Annotated in this window: 13 protein-coding genes; all 13 read left to right on the forward strand. The window is 40.9% G+C overall.

Going from position 1 to position 21,740, the window contains the following annotated elements:
• Nucleotides 1-55: 55 nt before the first annotated feature.
• The 13 genes from BW961_RS10535 (at nucleotide 56) to BW961_RS10595 (ending at nucleotide 21,738) form a co-directional block, all read left to right on the forward strand.
• On the forward strand, nucleotides 56-1,813 hold the full coding sequence (locus tag BW961_RS10535; protein ID WP_068584954.1) for a glycoside hydrolase family 35 protein: 1,758 nt from the start codon (nucleotides 56-58) through the stop codon (nucleotides 1,811-1,813).
• A 386-nt stretch (nucleotides 1,814-2,199) separates the two neighbouring features.
• Nucleotides 2,200-3,966: a cache domain-containing sensor histidine kinase gene (locus BW961_RS10540; RefSeq protein WP_068584951.1), complete on the forward strand. Its 1,767-nt coding sequence runs from the start codon at nucleotides 2,200-2,202 to the stop codon at nucleotides 3,964-3,966.
• 31 nt (nucleotides 3,967-3,997) lie between these two features.
• The gene (locus BW961_RS10545) at nucleotides 3,998-5,269 is read left to right on the forward strand and encodes a response regulator (protein ID WP_076576790.1); all 1,272 of its coding nucleotides are present in this window, start codon (nucleotides 3,998-4,000) and stop codon (nucleotides 5,267-5,269) included.
• Entirely contained in the window at nucleotides 5,242-5,613 is a 372-nt protein-coding gene (locus BW961_RS10550; protein WP_076576793.1) for a helix-turn-helix domain-containing protein, read from the forward strand. The genes BW961_RS10545 and BW961_RS10550 overlap by 28 nt, the downstream gene beginning before the upstream one ends.
• Before the next feature lie 882 nt (nucleotides 5,614-6,495).
• A complete protein-coding gene (locus tag BW961_RS10555) occupies nucleotides 6,496-7,338 on the forward strand; it encodes a phytanoyl-CoA dioxygenase family protein (protein ID WP_068584945.1) in 843 nt (280 codons plus the stop codon).
• A 36-nt stretch (nucleotides 7,339-7,374) separates the two neighbouring features.
• Nucleotides 7,375-8,394, forward strand: a complete 1,020-nt coding sequence (locus tag BW961_RS10560; RefSeq protein WP_068584942.1) for a LacI family DNA-binding transcriptional regulator — start codon at nucleotides 7,375-7,377, stop codon at nucleotides 8,392-8,394.
• A gap of 143 nt (nucleotides 8,395-8,537) precedes the next feature.
• Nucleotides 8,538-10,865, forward strand: a complete 2,328-nt coding sequence (locus BW961_RS10565) for a helix-turn-helix domain-containing protein (protein WP_169810282.1) — start codon at nucleotides 8,538-8,540, stop codon at nucleotides 10,863-10,865.
• A 260-nt stretch (nucleotides 10,866-11,125) separates the two neighbouring features.
• Nucleotides 11,126-12,046 (forward strand): ABC transporter permease, encoded by a 921-nt coding sequence (locus tag BW961_RS10570; protein WP_068584937.1) that lies wholly within the window; start codon nucleotides 11,126-11,128, stop codon nucleotides 12,044-12,046.
• 3 nt (nucleotides 12,047-12,049) lie between these two features.
• A complete protein-coding gene (locus BW961_RS10575; protein ID WP_068584934.1) occupies nucleotides 12,050-12,940 on the forward strand; it encodes a carbohydrate ABC transporter permease in 891 nt (296 codons plus the stop codon).
• Between the two features lie 55 nt (nucleotides 12,941-12,995).
• Nucleotides 12,996-14,618: an extracellular solute-binding protein gene (locus BW961_RS10580; RefSeq protein WP_411830741.1), complete on the forward strand. Its 1,623-nt coding sequence runs from the start codon at nucleotides 12,996-12,998 to the stop codon at nucleotides 14,616-14,618.
• Nucleotides 14,619-14,718: 100 nt separating this feature from the next.
• Nucleotides 14,719-17,589, forward strand: coding sequence for a DOMON domain-containing protein (locus tag BW961_RS10585; RefSeq protein WP_068584931.1), 2,871 nt, complete (start codon nucleotides 14,719-14,721; stop codon nucleotides 17,587-17,589).
• Nucleotides 17,590-17,785: 196 nt separating this feature from the next.
• Nucleotides 17,786-19,129 carry a hypothetical protein gene (locus BW961_RS10590; protein ID WP_068584928.1) on the forward strand — a complete coding sequence of 448 codons (1,344 nt, stop codon included), beginning with the start codon at nucleotides 17,786-17,788 and terminating at the stop codon, nucleotides 19,127-19,129.
• Nucleotides 19,129-21,738, forward strand: a complete 2,610-nt coding sequence (locus BW961_RS10595) for a helix-turn-helix domain-containing protein (RefSeq protein ID WP_068584926.1) — start codon at nucleotides 19,129-19,131, stop codon at nucleotides 21,736-21,738. The genes BW961_RS10590 and BW961_RS10595 overlap by 1 nt, the downstream gene beginning before the upstream one ends.
• The last annotated feature ends 2 nt before the right edge of the window (nucleotides 21,739-21,740 follow it).

Below are 21,740 nucleotides of genomic sequence, written 5' to 3' on the forward strand. Positions count from 1 at the left end.
TCAGCTAAAGGATTCATACACGAATCTAAATCATAAATTAACGGAGGGTTATATGATGTCTATTTTTGCAGTGGAAGGTAATCAATTTGTTCTTGATGGCGAGCCGATTAGAATCATTTCAGGCGCAATCCATTATTTCCGCGTTGTTCCCGAGTATTGGCAGGATCGTCTGATGAAGTTGAAAGCTTGCGGCTTCAACACGGTAGAAACCTATGTACCGTGGAACTTTCACGAGCCGCACGAAGGGCAGTTCAACTTTGAAGGCATGGCTGACATCGTCAAGTTTATCGAGATAGCAGGCGAACTGGGACTGCATGTCATCGTTCGCCCGAGTCCGTATATTTGCGCGGAGTGGGAATTCGGCGGAATGCCGGCTTGGCTGTTGGCTGATCCCGGTATGAGGTTACGCTGTTTCCACCAGCCTTTCCTAGATAAAATTGATGCCTATTTTGACGTTTTGTTGCCGAAGCTTGTTCCACTGCTCTGTACGAACGGCGGGCCGATCTTCGCGATGCAAATCGAGAATGAGTACGGAAGCTATGGAAACGACGTGCAATATTTAGAATATTTAAAAGAGAGCAAGATCAAACGAGGCATCGACGTGCTGCTGTTCACTTCCGATGGACCAGAAGACTTTATGCTGCAAGGCGGTATGGTACCGGGTGTGTTGGAGACTGTCAATTTTGGTTCACGGCCGAAGGAAGCTTTCGATGAGCTTCGCATTTACCAACCTGAAGGCCCGATCATGTGCATGGAGTATTGGAACGGCTGGTTCGATCATTGGTTCGGGCAGCATCATATCCGGGATACCGCCGATGTGGCGAAAGTATTCGACGAAATGCTGGCGATGGACGCTTCTGTCAACTTCTACATGTTCCATGGAGGAACGAACTTTGGTTTCTGGAGCGGAGCAAACGACGACGGTATTAAGTATATGCCGACGATCACAAGCTACGACTACGATGTGGCGATCAACGAATCAGGCGATGTGACAGAGAAGTTCTATGCCGTACGCGATGTTGTAGCCAAATACGTCGAACTGGGACCGCTGGAGCTACCTGAACCGATCAAGAAAAAAGCATACGGCCAAGTGAACATGTCGCAGCATGCTTCGTTGTTCGAATCACTAGATAAGTTGTCTACGCCGGTGCAAAGAACATGCCCGGACCCTATGGAGATGTTGGGACAAAACTCCGGCTTCATCTTATACACAACACGAATTTCTGGACCACGTAAAGAAACAGAGCTGAATTTGCAGAATGTGCATGATCGTGCGCAGATCTTTGTCAACGGTGAGTTTAAAGGCGTAGTGGAGCGCTGGAATAAAGACGCGAAGCCCATTTCTTTCAGTATCCCATCTGAAGGTGCACAATTGAGTGTGCTCGTCGAAAATATGGGGAGGATAAACTACGGCCCATACCTGCGGGATATGAAAGGGATTACCGAAGGAATCCGTTTTGGCGCGCAGTTCCTGTACCATTGGACGATCCATACCCTGCCTTTGGAAGATTTGTCAAAGCTGGAATATGCCTCATCAGAAGCGAAACACGAAGGCCAGCCAGCATTCTACAAAGGGACGTTCCGAGTGGATGAAACGGCAGATACATTCCTTGAGCTGAAAGGCTGGAACAAAGGTGTGGCGTACATCAACGGGTTTAACCTTGGCCGGTATTGGGAAATGGTAGGGCCGCAGAAAACATTGTACATCCCGGGTCCTCTCCTCCGAAAAGGAGAAAACGAGCTTGTGTTGTTCGAGCTGCATGGTGCCAAAGAGTCGGTCGTCACCCTTGGCGACAGCGCTATTCTCGGGTAGGAAGCATTGGGGTGTTAGTGCAGATTGATCATTCCAATGAAGGTAGGGAGAATACCATGAACCAACTTAAGGCCGTTTAATCGGAGTACGATCAAGAAAATCATCCAGGAAGGGCGGATATTGATTAGCCCTTAAGAATTGAGCAGCAACAATGGGTGGCTCCTGAAATCATCAGGAGCCATCTTTTTTAAAGATAGAGAAAATCGCAGTTCGAATGTGAACCAAGATCGGCTTATAAACATTTAACAAAGAAGATCGCCTGTTCTAGTGCGTTATTGAAGGGTATCTTCTTTGTCATATTTTAAGTTAACATTTCTTATTTTTACTGAAGTAATTAGTGATCGGACCCGGTAATAAGTGGCATATATATGTATGGAGGGGTATTCATGTTCAGACATAGAGAAATAGGGATTACTAAGCATTTTATCCGGACTTTTGTGTTGATTATCATTGTTCCATTCATCTTATTTATCACAATATTTTATAAATATTATTCAACATCATTAATTCAAAGGTCAATGGATCAAGTTGATCAACAGCTGGATATAGCATCGGACAATATGAACGCTGAGGTGAAACGGGCTTCACTTACCATTGCTACAATCGCTAATGTGAATGATCATATGATATTAGATGAAGTCTCAGAGTGGAGCAAAAGCTCGACTTCGGTCGGAAAAATTCAACTTGCTCGTGAGATAGATTCATACTTAAATAGTATCTCGAATTATAGTAATGATATTGTGAGCGTTATTTTTACTTTAAAGGATGGAGGATATTATTATTTTAAAAATCCTCCTGTTATGTCTGAATCTTCCATTCGTAATCTGCCATGGTATCAAGAGGCACTAAGGAGCAGCAATGGAACATTATTCATTGTTGACAGTCTGAACGGTATCACTTCGGATAAACAGGATAAGTTTACCTTTTTACTTCATCCGGAAAGGTCTTTGGACACAGAGGTGGAGATGATATATTTGACGACTCACGCCTCTATTCCTGATTTCAATCGTTCAAATCCTGAAATTGAACAATTCATTATTGATCGTAACGGTAATCGAATTATGAATCAGAACAATCATGATAAGGTAGACCCTGAAATTATGGTGGAAGTATCCAAAATGATGCAGAAGCAATCTCGCAATCGTGATGATGATTATTCCTTTCTGAAGATCAATGGAGAAAATAAACTTCTTAAGCTTTATTCGTTTGAGAAGACAGATTGGAGAATCGTCAATATTTTGGATGAGAGTATTGTTACGAGGGGTGCAGATCAATTTTTAAAGTTATCCATCATTTTTATATTTAGCAGTTTTACTTTTTTTATATTATTTATACTTTGGTTTTTTCGAGGTATACATAGCCCGCTACAGAATCTTATTAAAGCGATGAGAAAGGTGGAAAAAGGTGATTTTCAGATTGAAGTTAAGGCAGATGGAAGAGGTGAGATTAAGCGACTGGGCTATACCTTCAATCGCATGGTTTCGCAGATCAGAGATCTGATTGAAGAACGTGATATGAAGGAACGTGCGCGTAGTCAGGCTGAAATCGAAGCTTTGCAGTCACAAATTAATCCACACTTCTTATCGAATACTTTAAATTCCGTTCGCGTTATGGCTATGATCGCGAAGACAGACAATATACGTAAAATTATCGACAGTCTATCTGCCCTTTTGACTCATGTATTTCGTGAACCCAACTCGTTAGCTCCAATCGGCCAGGAGATCAGAATACTTGAGTCATACGTACATATTATGCAGGTTCGTTATGGAGGCAAGCTAAATATCCAGTTTAATATTGATGATACGCTATTAAATTACAGCATGCCTAAAATGCTTCTTCAACCGATTCTTGAGAATGCCATATTTCATGGATTAGATCAACAAAATGTAAACGAACTCATTGAGGTGAATGCGATTCGACATGAGCTTGGAGTATGTTTTACAATCACTGATTATGGTAGAGGAGTGACAGGTGAGCAAATTAGAGACATGCTGAAGCAGGGGGGGGGATACCAGAGTGGCAATTTTAGTGGCTTAGGTGTACATAATGTTCTAAAACGAATTGAACTTAATTATGGTCATCCGTACGGTTTGAAAATGGATAGCGAGTTAGGTAGAGGCACCACCGTTACGATTCTGCTTCCACTGTCATGAACATGTATATTTCATTGAAAGGACGAGCCATATGATGAATGTAATGATAGTTGAAGATGAGACGATTATGAGATTGGCATTAACTACTTTGATTGACTGGGGATCTAATGGGTTTCGAATTGTATATGAAGCAAGTAATGGTTATCAAGCATTGCAGTATATCAAGGAGAATCGTGATATTGACATTGTGATTACAGATTTGAAAATGCCTGTGATGGATGGCTTAGAACTTATTGATGAGCTTAATCAGTTGGATGGCATTTCACCACATGTTGTCATTTTAAGTGCGTACGATGATTTTGGATTTGTACGGAAAGCATTTAAGAAGGGGGTAAATGACTATATTCTTAAATCGGAGATGGATCCGAATGTTGTACTCGATCTCATGTGTAGGATCAAGCATGACTGTGAGGTTGAACAGACAATGTCAAAACAGTCGAGAGAAATCTTTAATGGCGAACGGATACGCTTGAAACAGCAAACCATTCGGGAATGGCTTGAAATTGGCGTGAATCCTCAGTTGGAGCCTTCTAATCTGGAGGATTTGAATATGAGGTTTGAATGGACCAACATTACAGTCTCAGTGATTCGAGTAGAAGGCTTGGCTGAGGTACAGGAGCGGTATGGTTCGTCTATTGGGAAGTTTGTAAGTTCCGTATTAAAGTCTATTGATCAGGTGCTAACCGAAGTAGGAACAGGTGAAGTAATCAGCTGTAATCCGTATGAATACGTGGTGCTCTTATCGTTTCGAACGAGTAGTTTAATTTATGTGCGACAGAGTATTTCGCAGATTCTGGATCAAATCATTTTTGTACTGAGGGAATACACCAATCTTCAAGTCACGATAGGAGTAAGTGAACTGTGTGAAGAGTTAAGGCAAATCCCGGAGTTTTATCTTCAAGCTCGAAAAAATGCCGATTTGCGCTTTGTTATTAATAAGCATAGGATCATTTACCCTGAGGATGCTAGACATTTCTTGAAGCAGTCGGGAGAGACCTTGATCGGGAAAGAGCAAACCTTGCTGGATGCATTGAAGGAGGGGAAAGAGCAATCGGTGCTGCAAGAACTAGACAAAATGTTTACACTGATAAAGCGTTCTGCCTCCATGGGAAATGAGGTACTGCGTGCCCGATATATGGAACTCTTAATGATATTAGTGAAGTTCATGTATGATAACGGTTTTGTAAATAGCCAAGAAATTAAAAGGATAGAGGACGTATACCAAATGGCTTGGCAGATTGACTCCGCCGAACGTTTGCAAACCAGGATTCAAACTTGGTTCTACAGCTTCTTCAAGAGATAGATAAGCAGGCGGGTCAGATGAATCGGGTTGTGGCAATTGCACAAGAGTTTATTATGGAGCATTATAATGAAGATAGTACACTTGGAAAAGTAAGTGGAATCGTGCATTTAAGTGAAGGTTATTTCAGCACATTGTTCTCAAATGCGGTAGGTGAGACTTTCAAAGAATTTGTTACAAAAGTACGCATGAAAAAGGCCATGGAAAGCATGAAGAAGGAGCCTTATCTAAAGATATATGAAATCGCAGAGCGTACAGGATATGCTAGTACGGAGCACTTTAGCCGGGTTTTTAAGAAGGCGACTGGAGTGAGTCCAAATCAGTTCATGAGATCGGTTTCTAAATAGCCTAAAACTATATCATGATTTCGAATGTTGTATCATTCTGACCTCTTATCGGAAGGGCTACGATATAAGCTGCAGATGAGTAATAACCTGCATCAAAAAAGAATAGGGGAAAATGTTAATAAATAGAGTTTGTAATCTTTCCTAATCTTTCCACGAATTTATACTTCATCAGGGGAATGGGACTGCGCCCCGACACTACATATTCAACAAGTGACTTACTTCATCTAAAAGACAAAAAGCAATGGTACTTGCATTGTTTGTAGGCGGTTTCACTTCGTTCAACTCAAAGGAGGTGATGCTGATCGATGGCAATTGCCGAAAACGCAGGCAACTGTTGAGCAGAACAAAACTTTAAAATTACCGCACAGGCTATGCCTTCAGATGCTCAACTTAAAACTGTAACCTGGTCTTCCGGTAATGTGCTGTTGCGACGGTAAACGGTAATGGGCTTATAACAGGTAATGGGCTTATAACAGGTAAAGCTCCGGGCACAGTCATTATTACCGCTGCAACGGGTGACGGAAAAGTGACTGCTACATGTACGGGTACGGTTCAAGCGCCAATACCGATTGCGAAGGGGTGAACAATCCGAATCAGGTCGCGTTTATGTATATCTAAATCCAATGACGGATACAGCAGGCACAACAGTTTCAACAAAAGAAGAATGATCGTCGGAAAGAAATGCACCAAGACGATTCGAAAGAATAGTACTCAACTCAATATGACAAATTGAAATTGTGAAAGCCTACTCGAGAACGCTGACTCGTGTAGGTTTTTTGCATTCAGCAAACATGTTGACAGGACAAGTTTTAGTAAAATATAGTAATTTTATATTAAATTTACACGAGTAAATTATATTCATTTCTTTAGGAGGTATGCAAATTGACAACGATTCAAACAGTGCACTCGGAATTGATCCAGAAGTTTAATGATGAGGGTTACCTATTGCTGAAGGGTGTATTGAGTGAAGACAGGGTAAGGCGATTAAATGCTGTTGTCGATGGAATTGTAGACGAAGAACCTGAATCACTTTCTTACAATGTGTATAACAGTGTAGAACGACATGAAGAAATTGCCTCTCTAATCGATGAACCTACGGTGCTACCCCTAATCGTTCAATTACTAGGTTATAACATTCAATTGCATATCTCTCATCTTACCGTTCGGAAGCCTAATCCGGGGGATGTACAGACAGCGACGAATAGCTTCATCAACTGGCATCAGGATGGACCGCATCCGCAGTTTCCAAGCATCGGAGGACTTACATCGACGTACTATATTAAAGTGTGTTATATCCTGAGCGATATGTCCGAACCGAACCGCGGTAATACGAAGATTATTCCAGGATCGCATAACCGTGTGTACCGACCGGATTCGGACAATGTAAGAGAACAGCTAACGGATGAAATTCAGATTTGTGGAGATCCAGGCGATGTATTTATTTTCTCACAGAATTTGTGGCATTCAGGTGCACCTAACCATTCAGCACTAACTCGACGTCAATTATTTCTTGGGTATAGTCCTATTTGGATGCGTCCCATTGATTATAAGATTCCTTCAGAACGACTGCTGAAGGATGCGAGTCCTATTCGTAAGCAACTATTAGGTATCATTAGTGATAATCCGTTCAACTATTATGTGCCTGACGATTCTATGGTTCCAGTGAAAGAATGGTTACAGAAGAACAAGTCAATGGTCTGGAATGATGGAATAATAAATAGCTAATTCCTTGTAATGGATGAACGGAGGAAGTTCATTATCATGGTGACAAGACAAGAAGTAGCAGATCGCGCCGGTGTGTCCGTTGCCGTGGTCTCGTATGTGTTAAATAATCGCAAAATCGTGAAGGAAGAAACCAAGCTCAGAGTACAAGAAGCCATTCGAGAACTTGGATATCGTCCGAATCAGATAGCACGTAGCTTGAAGACTAAGAAGACACAGCAAATTGCTGTGCTAATTCATTATATCGGGAATCCATTCGAGGCAGGTCTGTTACTCCACATCGAAACAACTGCCAAGCTACATGGATATTTCGTATTTGTGCAGACGTACGAGTCGGATCGAGAAGAAGATTTGCGAGCCTTGTTGATGGGGCGGGTAGATGGGGTTCTCCTACTGGGTCAATCTTTTAGCCAAGAAACATTCGAATATTTCAGTGCCCTTGAAGTACCCATCGTATCCGTTATGCAGCCTTCTGATTGGGATGGAGGGAAAAGGAACAACACTCCTTATGTTGACATTGAATGGCTACCCAATATGAGTAGCCTTCTTTCTCATTTGCGTCAGCAGGGACATGAAAAGATCGCCTTTATGACTGTCGGCGGTAATAACCTTCACTATGCCGTTCGATATCACGCTTTTTGCGAAGGGATGCGGCTTGAATGTCTAGATTTAAATGGTTCTGCATCGAGAATACTTGATGGCTCGGGTCGATTTGAACAGGCTCGAGCGGTGCTCGGTCGTTTACTTGATGATGTAGTGGGAGCACATCTAGACTTCACGGCAATCGTGTGCGCGAATGATTTGATGGCTGCAGGATGTTTAGCTGCATGTCATGAACGAGGAATCCGTGTACCTCATGATTTGGCCATTGCGGGCTGCGAGAATATTCTAATGTCTTCGCAACTATCTCCAGCAATAACAGCGATCGACTATCCCCGTCAGTTAGCAGGAGAAGCCGCGATGAATATGTTGTTTGACCGAATGAATGGGTTCAAGACAGATCCGATTCTACTTTCTGGTAGCCTAATCGTCAGGGGATCAACCTCATCTGATGAATGAAAAGGGAATACAAGCATATCATCTAAATAAGATGGTTGATGATTATTCCACTTTGAAGGTGGAACACATTTAGGGTGATTATGATCTTGGGTAGGAACTATTCTTCTTATTTGCAAGAGGACACATTCGGAGGGATAACACGTATGAAGTTCAGTCTATCGACGAAAGTGATGTTGATCTATGGGTCCGTTTTATTAGTGATCATCACGCTGACCTTTGGGTTATCTTACACAGGAACGGTAGGTAAGCTAGGAAATGATTTGAATGATACGAATCTAGCGTTATTGAAACAAGTGGATCAAAAAATTGAAGTGGCTTTTCGCCAGACGGAAAAAGATCTGCTAACGTTAATGAATGAGCTTGAGTTCGTTTATTTTATGTACGATAGTTATATGGATGAGGGTCAGAGATATAGCAATTTTTACGGATTAAACACAAAGCTACGAAATTTCATTAATACCAATCCCCAATTCTCATCTATTTTTGTATATTCTTCTGTAAGCGATCACATGTTGACGGACAAAGCATATATGAAAGATGCCCCCTTAGTACATAACTGGTTGGATGATTATTTGGACATGCCAGAATATTTCAAGTGGTTAACAACTCATCAGGTCTGGGATGGTAACGGAAACCAAGACGTCATTACTTTAATGAGATCTTACCCGGCAATCAGTAGTCCCGGATATCGCAAGGGAATGGTAGCTGTCAACATCAATGAAAAGGTTATCTACGATATGGTTAATGCTGTCTACGAGGATAGTAACATGGGCCATATGTTTATTATCGATCGTGATGGAAATATCGTGACGCACGACGATAAGACTCAAATCTACCGTAATATCAAAGAACTTCCTCATATCAAAAGCGTACTCGCAAAGCAAGGAAGCGGCACTTTTACAGGTGAGCTTGATGGTGTTCGTCAATCGATATTTTACCGTGACTCGAACTATACAGGTTGGAAATTGATTAGTATTGTACCGGAGTCACAAATCTATGAGCCGATTAGGGTGACACGTAATCTGCTGATCGCGTTAGCTGGAGGTATGATTCTACTAGCGTTGGTCGTACTTTTTTACGTGAGCCGTTGGACCTTTAAACCACTTCAACAATTAGTAGGTAAAATGTCAGGAACTTATACATTCAATCAAACAGAGGAACATACGGATGTCGGTCTGACCTATCTGGAAAGAGTATTCGATCAGCTATTGCTGGATCGGGAACATCTTCAACAACACGTTCGGGATTCGAAGCCGGTTCTGAAGTGGAGAATTATGATGGATATGCTTGTCGGTTATCGAACGGATTATTTGGCGGTTCTGCACCATTTGGAATTCGTAGGCGTTCATTTATTTCCAGATCGATTTCTTGTCTGTACGGCGGAGGTTAATAAAGAGGGAATAGTCTTAGGATCCCAAGATGAAACGCTGTATACCTATGCATTCTGTAATGTCGCAGAGGAACTGATTAATGTAGAGAATGCAGGCATTGCCATTGATGTGGGAGGTGGGCGTGCAGCCGTCATCTTAAGTTTCGCAGAAGGGGATGCGGAGCAGAATCACTTACGTGCGCTTGCGATCATGGAACTGATCATCGATATGATGAAGAAGCAGTTTGATCTGGTCGTGACGGTGGGTGTGGGTCGTGGTTACAGTGAGATGAAGGATATTCCGAAGTCATACGACGAGTCGCAAAAGGCACTTCATTACAAAATGGTATTCGGTCAACACTCGGTCATCTCGATTGAAGATCTGCAACCCCTGGATAGTCAAGATTATTATCGGCTCATTCGTATGGCAGATCGAATCACGGATGCGCTGAAAATCACTGATTTGGTGAAGTTGCAGGAGTATGTACACGAAACCTTTTGTGAGGCAATCGATAGGAATCTATCCCCTGATTTGATACGTCAACTTTCATTCGATCTCATCATCAAGTCGGTCCAATCGGTTGGCTCTACGGGGATCGACCAGAAAGAATCCATGAGCCAACTTGAGAATATCTACGAGCTAATCAACCGTAGCGGGAACTTGAGAGAAATGGAGAGGATCGTATTTCAGTTTCTTGAGGTGTTGGCCACACAAATCAAAGCCAAACGAAGCCAAAGGGGCAGTAACGAGACGATTGAACGAATCCTTCTCTATATAGGAGACCATTTCCATGAGAATGATCTTTCTTTGGATCGTCTAGCGCAAGAATTCCATTTGAGTTCAACCTACATTAGTAAACAGTTTAAAGAATACACAGAAAGTAACTTTATTGATTATCTGATTGGCATACGTATGAATGCTTCCCAGAAGCATCTAGCGGCTAAGGACATGAAAGTGAATGAGATATCTGAAGCTGTTGGTTATCAGAACACCCGTAGCTTTCTTCGGACTTTTAAAAAGTATACAGGCATGACACCGATAGAGTATCGGAACCAGTCACAGGCTGGGGATAAGAATGAATCAGGCACTCATTATGATTGAAAAGATAAACATGTATCGGAGATAATCTTCTTTCATTTGGAGGATTAACCTGTACATGTTTTTTGATTGTTGTAAGTTATATGATCAAAAAAACCGCGTCATTATAGGGATTATCCCTTCGTATCACAAGAAAGTGAACCATGTATAAGAATCGTGACTCTGCATTTCACAAGAATAGTCATCAAGTTCAGAACGTGTCTATTTCACATGTGTCGATCTCACGGTACGATCGAGTTGCCCACAAAGAAAGGATGAACCCAATGAACGATAAACGTTCCACTCTCCGTAATCGCTTCATACGTGACCGACACTTGTATCTGATGTTGTTGCCTGTAATTTTGTTTTATCTCGTATTCAAATATGCTCCCATGATCGGCGAGATGATAGCATTCAAAGATTATCGCTTAGGGGATGGGATATTCGGGAGCAAATGGGTGGGATTCAAACATTTCGAAAGTTTATTCGGAAGTATCGATTTCTGGCGAGTTCTTCGTAATACGTTGGTATTGAATGTATACAGTCTTGTTTTTGGTTTTCCTGTACCTATCATTTTAGCACTGTTACTTAATGAGGTTCGAAAAGAATGGTACAAGAGGACCGTACAGAACCTACTATATTTACCCCACTTTATTTCATGGGTCGTCTTAGGAGGAATCTTCATTGCGATCCTTTCTCCGAGTACAGGTGTTGTTAATGCGGTCCTTGAGAATGTATTCGGTATCGAACCTATTTACTTTATGGCTGATTCGAGATGGTGGCCAGTTGCCTACACACTGTCGGGTATTTGGAGAGAAGCTGGCTGGGGAACTATTCTCTATTTAGCAGCGATGGCTTCGATTGACCCTCAGCTCTATGAAGCAGCGAAGATTGACGGGGCGAGTAAGCTACGTCAGATCTGGCATATAACACTACCGGGAATACGAAGTACTGTTGCTATACTGCTAGTTCTACGTATGGGTAATATGTTAGATGTGGGACTAGAGCAAACACTCATCTTACAAAATCAGTCGGTGTTGGATGTTGCCGATGTCATTAGTACTTACGTTTATAGAGTTGGTCTGCAAAATATGAATTACAGCTATACAACAGCATTGGGGTTGTTCCAATCACTCGTGAGCTTGATTCTGGTAGTAGGTGTAAATAGGTTAACCCGAGTGTTCGGGGAGAGGGGGCTCTGGTAACTCATGATCATTCGTCGAAACAATCGATCTGTCTGGTCTCGAGCAGGATCGACTGCAAATTACACCGTACTCGCTCTCTTTTCACTCATTGCCTTATATCCATTATGGTACGTTATCGTCTCTTCATTTAGCAGCAGTAGGGCCATAACGGCAGGTGAAGTATCTTTATGGCCCGTTGAGTTTAACATACAAGCCTATCTTCGACTATTCGATGACGGTCAACTCTTTGTCGCAATGGGGAATACAATCGTGGTCACCCTTGTAGGGACGCTACTAAATATGGTGTTAACGACATTAGCTGCTTATCCGCTTTCCAGAAAAAGACTTAAAGGTCGTAATCTACTTCTGATGTTTATCATATTTACAATGTTGTTCACTACAGGCGTCATTCCCAATTTCATACTCGTGAAGTCATTGGGACTCATGGATACGTATTGGTCATTATGGTTTCCGGCACTCATCAGTACCTATAATATGTTCGTTATGAAAACATTTATGGAAGGGTTACCTGAAGAAATAGAGGAATCAGCGGCGATCGATGGAGCTGGGGATTGGCGGATTCTAGTTCAAATTATTCTGCCTTTGTGTAAGCCGATTATGGCCGCACTGTCGTTGTTTTATGCAGTGAGTTGGTGGAATTCGTATTTCAACGTGTTGTTATATATTACAAAGAGTACCCAGCAGACATTAACACTTAAGCTCTATCAAATGATTCTCCAAGTGAATCAAAGTCTTTTGAATAATGGTAGTGAAGGTGTAGATCAAGTCATGCTGACACCGGAAGGAATCAAAGCCGCAGCCATTGTAATCGCGGTTACTCCGATACTCATTGTGTATCCTTTTTTGCAGAAACATTTCGTCAAAGGGGTATTAATCGGTTCCGTGAAAGGATGATATCATCGGACCTTCGGTTCTTGATATATAGTAGGCAAAACGAATTGAAAAGGGGATGAAACGATTGAGAATTTCGAAGCATGCGTGGAAATCGGTTCTAGCGGCGATCTTATGTGTCATGATGTTGGGAGCTTGCAGTAATAATGCTACGTCGGTGAATCCCTCGGAATCACCAGAAATAACGACACCCGTAGCTACAACTGTAGATAATGAATCAGCAGAACCGAAGAAAGAAATCAGTATTTCAGCCTTTGATCGAGGGAGTGTGCCTACAGAGGAAGGAAGCTACGAAAGTAACCGGTGGACGAAATGGATAAATGAGAATTCTCCAGCTACAGTGAATTGGATTCCAGTGGATCGAGGGCAGGCTCAGCAGAAATTAAGTACCCTTATCGCATCTGGAAGTGCACCCGATCTAATCTGGGAATACGATAGAAATTATATCGCTCAATTGGCGAATCAGGGGGCTATCCAGCCCATCGACAGTTTTATCGAACAGTACAGTACGACCCTGAAGAAATATTTAGAGGAACATCCTCAATTGAAATCGGCTATGACGATCAACGGAAAGATGTATGCGGTTACAAGTGAGAGAAGCATTGAGTCCATAGCTAATAATGGCATGTGGATTCGTCAGGATTGGCTAGATAAGCTACAATTAAAGGCACCAACAACGGTGGAAGAACTGATTGAAGTAGCCAAGAAATTTAAAGACTTAGACCCAGACGGTAATGGTCAAGATGATACGGTACCCATCGTATTTAACGGTAACGCAGTCCAAATTATGCGTGCTTTCTTCTTCACTAATGAGAACCAGTGGTACTTGGAAGATGGGCAAATGAAATATGGCAGAACGTTAGATCGTTTCACCGATTCACTTGCCTTTCAGAAATCATTATTCGACCAAGGACTGATTGATAAAGAGTATATCACCGATAGTAATTTCCAACGTGCACGTCAACTATGGACGACAGGTAAGGCAGGGATATATTTCGCGAATTGGAGTATGGATAATGAAATTCGTGATCTAAAGGCGAATGTACCTGATGCCAAGTTAGCTCCCCTAGAGTCGGTAGCAAGTAAATATGGAAAAAATGGTTTGTATCAAGAATTGCCTTCTAACGTTCTAGTCGCATTCAATAGCAACATGGATAAGGATCGAATCGAAACGGCCGTCAAATTCTTAGATTGGATGTTGGAAAAAGGTTGGGTGAGTATGAAGTTCGGTGAGGAGAATGTCCATTACAAGCTAGTGGATGGTGAAGTTCCGCAAAGGCTTGATTCAGACAAATATCGTCAGGAAGTAGCCTACGCGAATGAATATGCTATTCTAAGTCAATGGAATACCAAGTCGGAGTGGATTCCGATCATGGCGGCTCAAGATGCTCTTTCTCAAGAAATCGCTCAATCTAAATCCCAAGCTTTAGAAGTAGCGCTTAAGAATGAATATCGTAGGGATATCGCATTTAGCCCAGATCTTCCTGAAGTGAGTCAACTTATTGCTACGTTCGCTCCTATTGCAACACAAATTGAAGTCAAGGTAGTAACAGGTGGGAAAGCATTAAGTCCTGAAGAAGGAATGGAGCAAGTTCGCAAGGAATGGAAACGCCTTGGTGGTGAGAATGTAGAGAAATTAGCACAAGAATGGTATGAGACGAACAAGGAATTTTTGAAATAACATTGAAAGTTATCATCTGCGAAGACGGATTCTAAAGATTAGATTAGAATCCGTCTAACATTCATCATGGGACTTCTTATAACAAAGGAGTGATATATACATGATCAGATTGAAGCATGTGCTTGTCGGTTTTATTGTGTTTATTCTCCTATTTTCCTTATCCTTATCCTCTTTCCTAACGAGAACCCCCGAATCCATAACATATGCAGATGATAATATCCCTGAATTGACAGTAGGTGATTTCGAAAGTACTGACGAAGCTTGGGATTTCTTGATCGGTAGCGGGGGTGCTCTAGGAAACGGTGAATTCAGTCGAGATTCTGCGAACTTTCACACAGGGAGTTCCTCCGGAAAGCTGCAGCTAGATTTCAGTAGCATATCGAGTTATACGAACAGCTATGTTTCTTTAGAGAAGTACTTATTTAAACGTGTGCTACCAACGAACGCGCTGGAACTTAGCTTTTGGATAAAGACAGCGGACATGGCGAAGTTCGATCTGATATTGGTTGACAATACGAATCAGAACCATCAACAAACGATCATTCTGGACCAATCATTGGAGTGGCAGAAGGTGACTATAAGCTCCTTTACTTCAGGGATCAATTATACGAAGTGGGGCGGGAGTAATGATGGTGTGTGGCATGGTCCTTTAAAGAAAATTCATTTCAAGTTGACCAAAGCATCCATGAAATCAGGTAAAACGTCGGGATCTATCTGGCTAGATGATATACGAGTGAAGGTCGAACCCCCTGATCTAGCGATAGCCCAAGTTCATGTTGGAAATGTTTTCGCAGGTGGTCAATCAGCGGATTTTGACATTCTGACTACAGGTGATGTTATTCAATGGAGTACAAGTAATGCGTGGGGAGAACCGATATCTTCGGGGACCGCTCCGGTCACGGAAAGTAAATTAAGGCTTAATTTACCGATGCCAGAAGATGGATATTATAGACTGAAAGTAGAATCGTATCACAACGAAAGCTTAGTGAAGACCATAGAAACGACGTTTGCCATACTTCCTGAATTTGACCTATCTGCTGTAACGGAATCTCCATTCGGCGTTCAAACACATTATGGTATCAATTGGAATAAGGAAATGATTCCGCTTCTGAATTATGCGGGCACCAAAAACGTACGGGAATCCTTCTATTGGTCAGAAGTTGAGGTAAATAAAGGTCAATACTCGTTCAATCCGAAGTTTACCCTTCCTATGCAGTCTTTTAAAGAATTCAATATTGATCCATTCATGGTCTTGGCGTTCAGTAATAAATATTATGATGAGGGCAAAACTCCCTATACAGATGAAGCGCATACTGCCTATGCGAACTATGTAAAAGCCATGCTTGGAAAGTTTGGAGATCAGTTGAAAGCGGTAGAAATATGGAATGAGTTCAATTTGCCTTATTTCGGTGGCAATGGTCCCGCAGCTTCAAGAGCGGATGTCTATTTCAATGTGCTGAAGAAAGGTTATGAAGCATCTAAATCGAGTAGTCCCGAACTGAACGTCGTTGGTGGAGCTACGGCAGGTATTCCCCAAGAGTGGCTTGAAGATGTATTCGAGCTTGGTGGGTTGGATTATATGGATTCGCTTTCTGTTCATCCCTACCGCTACCCGCAAACTCCTGAGGGATTGATAGCAGAGATAGACAGCTTGAATCAACTTGTGAGAGATCACAATGACGGAGAGACCATCCCTCTGTGGTTCTCGGAGATTGGTTGGCCAACTCATTTGAACCCAACAGGTGTAGATGAGAACACACAGGCTGCTTACTTGATCCGTACGTATGTGCTGAGTATCGCGGCAGGTGTCGAGAAAATATTCTGGTACAACTTGATGGACACTGGAACGGATAAACTTAACAATGAACATAATTTCGGAATCATCCATAATACGGGTGATGTGTTAGGCTCCTATACACCTAAACCATCCTATATGGCTCTTGCTACACTTACAAGACAGTTAACGGGTGCGGATGTTGTAAGTCAAGATATAACGGATGGACTTTATCACTATGGTTTCGAAAAGAATAATGCGAACATTCACGTTCTCTGGTCTTTGGACAAAAAGGATGTAACCTTGAACACACAAGTTCCGCTCACTGTGACGGATATGATGGGGCGGAAGATCACATATACACCGGTTCAAGGAAAAGTATACCTAACATTAACTGGTGAGCCACTGTTTGTTCAAGGAAACATGGACAGTATTGTTCAAGCTAGTCCTATGTCCCTGTCTAGCACCCCCTCTTATACGAATGACACCGTAGCACTTACGCTTCATGTTAATGACCTCGGGCATGAAGAGGCGCTTACCGCCGAGGTGAATTTTCAAGGTGTAACGAAAGAAATTCCCATACATGCAACCGGAGATTACAGCGTTCAGTTTCCGGGGATTGAACAGATTGGAAGCAAAATGGCGACGGCATCGGTACGCACGACTGAAGGAGTGTTTGCAGGGTTATCTGATAACGTTATGATCCAACAGGCAGAACAAATATCGTCAAAGCATGTGGTGAAGAATGGTGCAGACATGATGGAAATAACGTTTGTGAATGAAAGACCGACAAAACGTCATTTAAAACGGATAGATTGGAGCATTGGGTCTGCTACGGGTTCGGAAGTTTATAACTTAGTTATCCCTGGAAATACCGTGCGAACAATCGACTTCCCTTTGTCAGGAATAACAGAGGGAGCACTGCAATCCTATCAATTTAAGCTGTATTTGAAAGATGGGGCGGTATTGCAAAGTGATGGGAGTGTCAAGCTTGTTCCAACCGAATCAAGAATTCCGCTGGTATTTCGAACGGTTGGCTCTTTAGATGATCTACAGGATGTGGTGGGAATTGATCTAATAACAGATGTTCATTCGAGAAAAGGCTCCCATAACGGTCCAGAGGATTTCAGCGGCACATTGTGGACCACTTACGACAATGATCATCTATTCATGACTGCTCGTGTTTATCTAAAATAAATTGCACATCTTAATATTGCACATCATCAAATACATAATGCGATCAGAAACCTTTATATTAGAAGGTTTTTTTGTTATGTTCAGATTTTATAATGCACAGCACTATTCTTTGTGGTAATATTTCATTTATGAGATATCTCGAAAAATATGAGATATCAGTATTGCACAGATTGATAGTGGTATGGAGGGGATTAGGATGAATGATAAATCTCACATTGCAGAAATCTTTCAATTGAAGAGTGATAATATCCGTTTTGTGCTAGTCCCTGTGTGGTTAGAGTGGATGCGCAAACGCGATGGCAGTATTATCGAAAAGCAAGTTGCAGCAATTGGTTTAAAAAACGTTTCAAAGGACATTCATATCATCCACGGTTTATCTGCATTTATATTAGGGGAAGACAGCAGATGGAGAACCAAGAAGTACAATACACAGCGAAAGCATGTAAGCAATGTCATTCAGTTTTTAAACTACCTAATAAAGAACAAGAAGAGATTAAAACTTACCAAACTGTCTGACCTTACCATACAATTAGGTACTGATTTTCTAACCGACTTAAGTTTTAAAAAACAAGAAGTACATACAGAGGATGGAATAATTGAGAAGGAAATAAGCATCAACAAGAAAACAGTACTAAGCATCGGTAGAACACTTACTTATTTCTATGTATGGTTGCATAATAATGAATTGCTTCCTAATGTTGATGGAGAGTTACTACAGGAATTCAAGCGTAAGAACCATCATAACAACGAGTATTATTATGAATCAATTTTTGAACCAATATACCCCTCTGAACAACCTAGAAAGTTAGAACACTACTTCCCCATCAAATATCTACCATTACTTTTGGAAATCGCCATTTTAAAAGCAAATCCAATTACTTTAGGAATATATCTTCAGGTATTCGGAGGATTGCGTGTTTCCGAAGTCGTCAATATTAAACGAACTCAATTTGCCAGAACCGTTAACAAGGGTGATTTCCTGTTAAACATCGAATCGAGGAACATGAGAACAGATTTGAAAGGAAGCTCTGGAGGCGGATATGCCAAGAAACAAAGAAGACAACTTATCATTCAAATCAAAGACTGGGGAGATATCCTGTATAGACAGCATTTGGATTTATACAAAGAGTCAGATAAGCTGTCAGATTACACCCCTAAGGGAGCTCTGTTTGTAAATTTTCAAGGAAGAGCATTGTCAGAACCCAGCTATCGTTATTACTTCAATAAACTTAAGCAGAAATTTTGTGATCACTTATTTAAGTATGGCAATGCAGCCGATAAATTGGTTGCTAATCACCTTAGAATCATAGATTGGAATACTCATATTGGAAGGGGAACATTTACAAACATGATTACTGAACAAACCGAAAACATTGCAGAACTTGCATTTTTAAGAGGCGATTCCGATTTAATGTCAAGTGTAGCTTACTTAGCCAAGACGACAAGAGCAAGAGATAGAATTGAAAATAATATCTCGACAATGCATGAAGATTATGTGCCCAGTTTAATTAATAAACAAACTCCCCAAAGGAGGACATAATGTATTTCAAGTCAGGTCAATTGCGGAAGTTTTTTAAAGAAAAAGGATATATTGTGGGAGAAAAAGCGGCATTCACCATGATGAAGAATCACCCTCATGTCATCAACGATGTCGTTATCATGATTCCAAAGAAACATGCACAAGAGCTTGTAGAACAATACCTATTAGTCCCTGAAGGCTATATACTGGCTACGGAAGTTCCTAAAACCTACAACATCGCAGTCAGCAAGATAGACTCATTAACGGAAGCTGGTACATTAGGCAAATGCATTCGTCTTCTCAATGGTTTTTGGAGAGTTTATGTCGATTCAAGCAAGCTTGACGAACTACAAAAAGAGTTCATTACTTATCAGCAACTACATGAGCACTTCCAAACTCTCGGTATTACGATTGGTATTGAATATATTAGAAAAATAATGAACACTCACCCTAAGGTGATAAACAGTCAGAAATACAAACAAAAATTACTACATAAGGACGACATGATAGATATTATCAATCAGATAATCCCACCTGCTGGATACCTCTCAGTAGACGAAGCTTGCAAACACACTGGGCTTAATAAAAACTTAATTCAAGAACTAATAAAAAATAAAGCGATTGATAAATTTACCTCGAAATACGGGAAACAGAGAATTTTTGTTGATCCACAACAACTGCAAGAAGTATCAGATCGAGAAACAAATTATTATTCAGTGCCTGATGCAGCGTTATTATTAGGCACATCTACTACTCACTTATATAGACTTATTCAAGATGGCATTCTCGAAAATTTTAAACTCGAGAAAGTAAAACAGAAAAGAAAGTATTACCTTAACAAAAACGAAATTCATCAATTACATACTAAATATTCAAAAATTAAAGATGAAGCTCGAAAACCATTTAATAAAGCCATTTTTATCAAACAATTTAGTGACGAGATATTACAGAAACCAATCCCAATTGAGCTTTCTTTAAACAAAGAATTATTCATTAAATTTATCACTCAAATTCTGAATGATTTAAACGATCGAGAAACAAGTCTACAGAACAGAAGATGGGAGTTGGGTAATGCATTAGATAAGATAATTACCCATTTGCCAAGCTTAATTCATACACTGAGCAAAGACTTCCTTGTTACTATGATGGATGAAGAACAGCTGCCTCATTACGTAAAACAAGATTTCATCAGATTCTATAAGTATGCGTGTAGGATACAGCGTACAAGCCCCCAAAAGGTCTATATAACAAGAAATCGAATAAAAAGATCAATAAGCGAATCCAGCGATGACGAAATATATCCACCTGCGGTTTACGACCGGTTTTATACTCATGCAAAAAAGGTAGATCTCCATATCCCATATGCCATTCAAAAGAGGACCTATGCTAATATGTGGCTGTTCTCGACTTTTCTATTAACTGATATGTGGAGAGCAACGGATATATTTTACGAATTTCCGCGCATCGACATAGACATACTGAATATTCCTGATTTCGCATGGTTTAAAACAAAAAAAATGAATCATAACCAGATCCATCTTGTAATAGAACAATTACGTTTATTATTAAATTTTGCGAATGTAGGAAAAACAGGTGCCGAATTGCTTTTCTTAATGATTCCTGAATTAGAAGAATCCATCGCAACCGCTGCCGTCATATGCGAATTACACAGCAGGGACGTACCAATCAGCGACGTGGTTCAAAAAAGCTTCCTTCTAGGCACTTTCTTTGAGGGAATCACATCCGGGAAATTAAAGACTAGTTCTTCAGGAAGAGTAGTTCATATGAAATACTTCGCTACAGATGAATTATTAAAGCGAACCAAATTCAGCTCTCACAAACTATGTAAAAGCACGATGACATATGTTTATTTTTATGTAAGTGAAAAAGGTGAAGCCGGCGATATCGACACTCGTAATCAAGCGGAAAAGCTTCTATCGGGAGGGCGTTCGCATCAACATGAAAATTCCGTGATCCCTTATGTAGTTTTTTCAAATAAAGACGGTTCCATGGATACCGTATCTATCAACTTATTCAGACGTGGTCATTTTGGATGGTTGTATAACACAATGGTCTCGCACGTTAATAGTAGTTTATCCATTCAGCAAAGCATGGAAGAAAGAACCCAGTCAATCGAAGAATTAAGAGATGAATTTTCTTTGCGCGAACTTGATGATTGGGCGGTAGGCATTCTTCAAAATAAAAAAAATGAAGAATATGTGGTACGTCGTCTTATGAAAATGTCCAAAATTGAATTAATAGAAGAGGTCATAAAAATCTACAAATGTGAAAAACCAAGCCGTGATGGTCTAGGTCAATGTTTCGCTTTTCCTGATTGCCATTTTCCTGGACGTACCTCATGCATTGGTTGTCCTGAGTTCATCCCTCAGTATCAATTACTCAAGCAAGCACATTCTGAATTCTTACGACTATCAGATAGCATTAGAAACAATGTTTTTGAAGATCTCCGATTGAGAGACTCCATGTTTTTATGTCGTCTATATATTGTTATTGGAGAAGCAGTAAAGGCATTTGGTAGGGATAAGGTCAATGCATATATTTCTTTAGAAACGATAACTAATGAGTGGCAAGAAGTGAAACCATATCTCGAAATACCGGAGAGGGAGTAATT

This window comes from Paenibacillus macquariensis (assembly GCF_900156375.1).
GTDB lineage: Bacteria > Bacillota > Bacilli > Paenibacillales > Paenibacillaceae > Paenibacillus_AQ > Paenibacillus_AQ macquariensis.

What these genes read in the sequence shown, in the direction of transcription:
- BW961_RS10535 (WP_068584954.1), top strand. Translation starts at nt 56, where the DNA reads ATGTCTATTTTTGCAGTGGAAGGTAATCAATTTGTTCTTGATGGCGAG.
- BW961_RS10540 (WP_068584951.1), top strand. Translation starts at nt 2,200, where the DNA reads ATGTTCAGACATAGAGAAATAGGGATTACTAAGCATTTTATCCGGACT.
- BW961_RS10545 (WP_076576790.1), top strand. Translation starts at nt 3,998, where the DNA reads ATGATGAATGTAATGATAGTTGAAGATGAGACGATTATGAGATTGGCA.
- BW961_RS10560 (WP_068584942.1), top strand. Translation starts at nt 7,375, where the DNA reads ATGGTGACAAGACAAGAAGTAGCAGATCGCGCCGGTGTGTCCGTTGCC.
- BW961_RS10565 (WP_169810282.1), top strand. Translation starts at nt 8,538, where the DNA reads ATGAAGTTCAGTCTATCGACGAAAGTGATGTTGATCTATGGGTCCGTT.
- BW961_RS10570 (WP_068584937.1), top strand. Translation starts at nt 11,126, where the DNA reads ATGAACGATAAACGTTCCACTCTCCGTAATCGCTTCATACGTGACCGA.
- BW961_RS10575 (WP_068584934.1), top strand. Translation starts at nt 12,050, where the DNA reads ATGATCATTCGTCGAAACAATCGATCTGTCTGGTCTCGAGCAGGATCG.
- BW961_RS10580 (WP_411830741.1), top strand. Translation starts at nt 12,996, where the DNA reads ATGAAACGATTGAGAATTTCGAAGCATGCGTGGAAATCGGTTCTAGCG.
- BW961_RS10585 (WP_068584931.1), top strand. Translation starts at nt 14,719, where the DNA reads ATGATCAGATTGAAGCATGTGCTTGTCGGTTTTATTGTGTTTATTCTC.
- BW961_RS10590 (WP_068584928.1), top strand. Translation starts at nt 17,786, where the DNA reads ATGAATGATAAATCTCACATTGCAGAAATCTTTCAATTGAAGAGTGAT.
- BW961_RS10595 (WP_068584926.1), top strand. Translation starts at nt 19,129, where the DNA reads ATGTATTTCAAGTCAGGTCAATTGCGGAAGTTTTTTAAAGAAAAAGGA.